Source organism: Mesorhizobium sp. P2_D1, assembly GCF_056404455.1.
Genome location: NZ_JBFUDZ010000116.1, coordinates 1 through 3,371 on the forward strand (window position 1 = coordinate 1; position 3,371 = coordinate 3,371).

Here is a 3,371-nt window from a genome sequence, read left to right on the forward strand (position 1 = left end):
AAACGATAGATCCTCGACGGAACAGGTCGGTAGATCGCGCGCAAGAGTGCGTCCGCTGTGCGTTGGCCAAGTTCAAGCATGACGTTGTCGTATGTCTCGGAAATCCGGCAATTGGGGCAAGATAGGAGGTCGGACCCTTGAGGCTCACTGACGCTGCTAAGGGGCACTCTGCACGAATTGCAGACAATCCTAGGGGCGCTTTCGATCATCTAGAGAAATATCTCGCTGTTTTAATCAACAGAGCAATTTCGGTGCCAAGCACAATTGATCCGTGGCGGGACATCTAGCGCCGCTCGCCTGGCGGTATTAGAACGTCGGTTTCCAGTCGTGGTTGCGCTACACTTGGATACCCTCGTAATCAGGAACCAGAGTGAAGAACACCGGCCGGCGGTCGCGCCTTGCAGCCTTACAATCCGAGCAGCCGAAGAGCCCGAACAGATCCCAATGCATGGAGCCGCGATCCGGGCCGAGCCGGTCGATAAGCGCTTGGACGTCGTTGAGATGGTTCCGGCAAGCGCCCGGTAATGCCCCTGAAAGGATGATGGCCACCCGCACTTAGCCTTAATTGAGCGACTTCAGATTTGGTTGTAGAGTCACTCGAGCGGGAGATCTGACCTCCCCCGCAATGGCCGGTGCAAGCTTTAAGGCCGGCACCCGCCGTCGACTGCGGATGTACCAGCGACGGCGGGAGCAGCGGCAAGCACCGGCTTCAGGGCAAGTAGCGCCCCGCCAGCGCCCGTTCACTCATGCCGCTAAGCAGGAGTTGCGCGTCGACAAAATCATCAGAGAAATTAATTCGTGGACGACCGTCAGCGAATCTTTTGGCGGAACCTGGAGTGGCAACTGGTGCAATCCTGCAAAATCATGTGCACCAAGTGTTCTGCGGGCAGCGTCGCCGGATCGGGTTCAGCCGCGTTAGTGCGCTTCCCCAGCAGACTTCCGCCGTCCATCATCGTTCCAGGCCCCATCCGCATTTCGGCGTTGATTTGCGGGGGCGCATTCGCAGCCTCCTTTGCAAGTGCAGTTGTGAGCATGGCGATGTGGTGAGCCAGCGCCTCAAAACTTCGTCGGTCTTGGTCGATTTCCGGTTTGGCACCGGACAGTGGACCGAGCGATCCGGATGGAAACTCGCCAACGAGGCTCCCGGTTCGATCTCGTAGGGTTTCAGCAGCGTCTCGAAATGCAGCAGCATTGTAAGGGACTTGGCCGTTAAACATCCCAGCAAGCGTTTTTGCAGCCGCTGCCATTTGTTTCATGGACGCTTGGCGGGCCACGATGAGTGCTTCACTGCCGACCTTGGCAGCGGCCAGGGTTGAAACACAAGCCAGTGCAAGCCCCACCGCAAGGACGATGCGTTTCACCGAGTTGTGCGCTCCCCAGTGCGGGCAGGCCGCAACTCCAACCTTCATGCGCCTACCTCCAAGTCACGCTTCAGCCGTACACCTTCCAGTACATGGAAGGTCAAACCGCGTGATCTCGCCGGCAAGCGGCGAATGGTCACTCCGGCACGCCAGCATCTGTCGACCTCTTCGCCGATCTCGATCCCCCGAATTCCGATCACCGCCGCGTCAGCGATCAGTTTGTGGGTGAGCTCGTCAACCGAGATGACATCGGGCCTTTGCCGTCTCGGGGACGTTGTTGGCTTCAGATAGAGCTGCGAACGATCTGGCCTGACATCGCGCCGATCACCGCATTGAGTAATTCAATGTCCTTCAAAGCTGCGATTTCTAAAGGGTCGGTGCTTTGGGCTAGAGTCCTGATTTCAGGCACGCCATCAGCGTCACGGGGCGCAAAGCTCTCGACCAGGACATCTCGATACTGCTTCAGCAAGCCGAGCGCATGATGATCTAAAGTCTCTTGATCCACAGGCCGATCGTATCAGAGCGCCAACGGCCTCGCCAGCAAGCGTTTCCCCTGGCCGCCGTCCCACAGCGCCGAAGCGTCCCGCGCGGCCTGGCGCTCGTCGACCCTTTCAGACCCATCGAACCAGACCGACACGTTGAGCTTGGGGAAGTGCAAGACCTTGGCCCGCCACCATGTCCGCTCAATCTCGTATTCGCCTACGCCCTCGGCCCATCGCGTCCAGTCTCGGCCAGGGCGTTCAGTAAGTTCGCTGTCGCACATGGCTCGCGTTGGCCTGTCTCATTTCGGGACAAAAATGCTGGCACCGGTTTTGCACTGCATAGATTGCCGGTACCCTCCTCCTACCGGTCCTGATCGGGGATCAGGAAGTAAACCTTCGCCGGGCTTGAGGGATTGGGGTTCCTTCGCCCGGCGAGTTTTCTTTCAATGCAGCACATGGCGCCAATGACGGCCAGCGAGGAGCATCGCTTGAAGCTTGGCATGGGCAAGGATGAGAAGGATCGGGAAGCCGAAACTGCTGGTGTTCCGCAAGTCACCTTCCATGGCCTCCGGCATACCCACATCACCCACCTGTTGCGCAGCATGTCGTGTCGGCCCGCGCCGGTCACGCCAATCCGTCAGTCACCCTGAACATTCATGCGCACCTGCTCCCAGGTCAGCAGGAAGGTGCCGCAGCGGTGGTTGACGCGGCCCTCAATGCCGCACTACAGGAATGAAGCGCGAACCCGTCGGGAATGCCTTCGGTGCCAATCCGGTGCCAACAGGCCGAAGCCAGCCGGCAGCGCACTACCTAAGTGATTGAAAAATCACAACGGAGGAATGGCCGAGCGGTTTAAGGCACCGGTCTTGAAAACCGGCGTGGGTGCAAGCTCACCGTGGGTTCGAATCCCACTTCCTCCGCCAGATTTTCTGTCATCCTGCTGATATTGCGACGTTATTGGCCGTAGCCTTATTCTCTTCCTAACTCCGTTCCTAACGTCGTTCGACGATGCTTGGGCTATCCTGTTTCATACCGTAGCGTTTAGTTGCAAAAGTAGCAGGCAACAAAAAGCCCGCCACCGTGAGGCAGCGACATCACGAGTTCGCGATCCTCCGGATGAGTGGTGGTCCCAAAAGCGTTTAGTTAGTTCGCCGGGTGCTCCCAAGATCCGAGCGCCCTGTCGAAACGCTTTGGGAGAACAACCATGAAACATCGCCTCATTCCGATAGCGGTGGGCTTGCTTGTAGCCTCGGCCGGCACGGCTTCAGCTGCCAACGTCCACACCGTAACAGGCAAGACAGGTCAGCCCAGCCAAACGATTGGAACCACTGAAACAGGAAGCGTTACCCCTGGTCACGCCAGTTCTGCCCCGGGCTCAGCCTTCAACCCCGAGGGGAATGCGGGGACACACTACGCGGGCGAGCAACCGCAGAACTCAAACAATCCGAAGAGCGTATCTCAATACGACGTGGCCGGATTCCAGCAGTCCCATAACCATTGAGTGACGGCCCGGTCGCGCCAATATAGG

General features: G+C 58.4%; 5 protein-coding genes and 1 tRNA gene. 3 read left to right on the forward strand and 3 right to left on the reverse strand.

The annotated features are described in order from the left end of the window. Nucleotides 1-809: 809 nt before the first annotated feature. The 3 genes from AC1D0I_RS32310 to AC1D0I_RS32320 form a co-directional block, all read right to left on the reverse strand. Nucleotides 810-1,409 (reverse strand): c-type cytochrome, encoded by a 600-nt coding sequence (locus AC1D0I_RS32310; protein WP_477400145.1) that lies wholly within the window; start codon nt 1,407-1,409, stop codon nt 810-812. Between the two features lie 235 nt (nt 1,410-1,644). Then, on the reverse strand, nt 1,645-1,866 hold the full coding sequence (locus AC1D0I_RS32315) for a hypothetical protein (protein WP_477400146.1): 222 nt from the start codon (nt 1,864-1,866) through the stop codon (nt 1,645-1,647). Between the two features lie 12 nt (nt 1,867-1,878). After that, on the reverse strand, nt 1,879-2,124 hold the full coding sequence (locus AC1D0I_RS32320; protein WP_477400147.1) for a hypothetical protein: 246 nt from the start codon (nt 2,122-2,124) through the stop codon (nt 1,879-1,881). 207 nt (nt 2,125-2,331) lie between these two features. On the opposite strand from AC1D0I_RS32320, the gene AC1D0I_RS32325 reads away from it, so the two are divergent. From AC1D0I_RS32325 to AC1D0I_RS32335, 3 genes are all read left to right on the forward strand, one after another. Next, a complete protein-coding gene (locus AC1D0I_RS32325) occupies nt 2,332-2,493 on the forward strand; it encodes a hypothetical protein (RefSeq protein ID WP_167392395.1) in 162 nt (53 codons plus the stop codon). A 183-nt stretch (nt 2,494-2,676) separates the two neighbouring features. Continuing rightward, a tRNA-Ser gene (locus AC1D0I_RS32330) sits at nt 2,677-2,766 on the forward strand. A 281-nt stretch (nt 2,767-3,047) separates the two neighbouring features. Then, nucleotides 3,048-3,344 (forward strand): adenylate cyclase, encoded by a 297-nt coding sequence (locus AC1D0I_RS32335; protein ID WP_095091587.1) that lies wholly within the window; start codon nt 3,048-3,050, stop codon nt 3,342-3,344. The last annotated feature ends 27 nt before the right edge of the window (nt 3,345-3,371 follow it).